At 57.1% G+C, this 1,719-nt stretch carries 2 protein-coding genes; both read left to right on the top strand.

Features of this window, described 5'->3' with window-relative positions; all coding sequences use genetic code 11:
• Window positions 1-81 precede the first annotated feature (81 nt).
• Window positions 82-1,161 carry an LLM class flavin-dependent oxidoreductase gene (locus SM765_RS22955; RefSeq protein WP_368981941.1) on the top strand — a complete coding sequence of 360 codons (1,080 nt, stop codon included), beginning with the start codon at window positions 82-84 and terminating at the stop codon, window positions 1,159-1,161.
• The gene (locus SM765_RS22950) at window positions 1,161-1,658 is read left to right on the top strand and encodes a flavin reductase family protein (protein WP_274838751.1); all 498 of its coding nucleotides are present in this window, start codon (window positions 1,161-1,163) and stop codon (window positions 1,656-1,658) included. The genes SM765_RS22955 and SM765_RS22950 overlap by 1 nt, the downstream gene beginning before the upstream one ends.
• The last annotated feature ends 61 nt before the right edge of the window (window positions 1,659-1,719 follow it).

Genomic DNA, 1,719 nt, shown 5'->3' with positions numbered 1-1,719 from the left:
ACCCCACTCGAGGCGTTCAGAGAAGAGATGATGAAACTGAGATAGCGGATACTGTCGCAACGACCCTTGAGCCATCAAAATATGATGAAGGACAAGTCTGGCTTTAAATTGGGGACGTTTTCGTCAAACTGCTCCTCTGGCATGACGGTTACGAAATCACCGGACCGTTGGGTGAACAGCTGGGAAAACAACCTCAAACTGGGAAAAATGCTGGATGAGGCGGGCATTGATTTCATGCTGCCCATCGCCCGCTGGGTCGGGTACGGCGGCGAGACGGATTTTCACGGCGGCGTCCTTGAAACGGTTACCTGGGCCACCGCCTTGCTGGCATCGACCAAGAACATCAGCGTCTTTGCGACAATGCATACGGCTGCCAACAACCCGGTTGTTTCGGCCAAACAGATCGCCACGATGGATCAGGTCGGCAACGGGCGCGCCGGGCTCAACATCGTAGCGGGCTGGAACAAACCTGAGTACGAGGCGCTGGGACTGACCCTGCCGGATGACCATGAGACCCGCTACGGCTACGCGCAGGAATGGTTCGATATCATCGAAAAACTCTGGACGTCCGAAGACTACTTTGACTGGGATGGGCAATATTTCAAACTCAAGCATGTTGCCGGTGATCCGAAGCCGATAAACGGCCGTCCCCCGATCCTGAATGCCGCGGGTTCTGAAACCGGCCGCGCCTTTGCCACCGACAACGCCGATTATCTTTTCACGCCTGCGATTGATCTGACGCGGTCGGTCGATGAGATCAAGGAGCTGAAGGAACTGGCGAAATCCAAGGGCCGCGATGTTGGCGTTTTGACGTTCAGTCATGTCATCTGCCGAGAGACCGAAGAAGAAGCCACTGCGCTGCGGGACCGGCTGATGGGCGATTTGGCAGACTGGGAGGCGGTGGACAATCTGGTGAATCTGCAGTTTGCCCATGCGCAGTCGTTCCCCCACGACTTGCTGGCCCAGATCAAGAACCTGTTTGCAATGGGGCATGGTGGCTTCCCGCTTGTCGGCACGCCAAGACAGGTCGCGGACGGCATCATCAAACTGCATGAAACCGGTTTTTCCGGTACCACGCTGTCCTTTGTCGATTACGTCGAAGAGTTCCCGTATTTCCGCGACAACGTCCTGCCTCTGCTTGCAGAAGCGGGTATCCGGTAATGGAGATCCCATCCTCCAAGTCGTTCACCAACGCGATGCGCGCGTTGGTGGGCAACTGCTCTGTCATCACCGTTGGCGAAGGCGCCGACATCTCCGGCCTGGTGGTCACGTCGGCAATTTCGCTCAGCGCTGAACCACCGCTCCTGCTTGCCTGTGTCAACCGAAGCTCCTCCAGCTGGCCCCTGCTCGACAAATACCGGAAGTTCGGCTGGTCATCCCTAGGCGCGGGGCACCAGCAAATTGCCGAGAACTTCTCGGGATTTGGCGGGGTGAAGGGTCCAGACCGCTACGAGGGCGGTGAATGGGAGACTGCTGAAACGGGTGTCTTGCTATTAAAAGGTGCGCCTGCCGCGTTCGATTGTGAGGTCGAGGAGATGATTGATCGCGCCACTCATTCGATTGTGATCGGCAGGGTGCGCGCCATCCGGGAGTGTCAGGATGCAGGCGCGCTCGTCTATTGGAACGGATCGTTCATGCCAATTGACCTGCTCCCCTGAAAAGTCCGCGGTTTGAAGTTAGCCTGTTCTCCAAACGAGGAGACAAACGATGCGGAAGAGC

This window comes from Pseudophaeobacter sp. 1A09344, assembly GCF_041008745.1.
GTDB classification, from domain to species: Bacteria; Pseudomonadota; Alphaproteobacteria; order Rhodobacterales; family Rhodobacteraceae; genus Phycobacter; species Phycobacter gallaeciensis_A.
Note: the sequence above shows the minus strand (reverse complement) of the source record. Positions and strands in the feature narration are given on the sequence as shown.

Excerpts from the sequence above, each read along its gene's own strand:
- SM765_RS22955 (WP_368981941.1), top strand. The coding sequence starts at position 82 with ATGATGAAGGACAAGTCTGGCTTTAAATTGGGGACGTTTTCGTCAAAC.
- SM765_RS22950 (WP_274838751.1), top strand. The coding sequence starts at position 1,161 with ATGGAGATCCCATCCTCCAAGTCGTTCACCAACGCGATGCGCGCGTTG.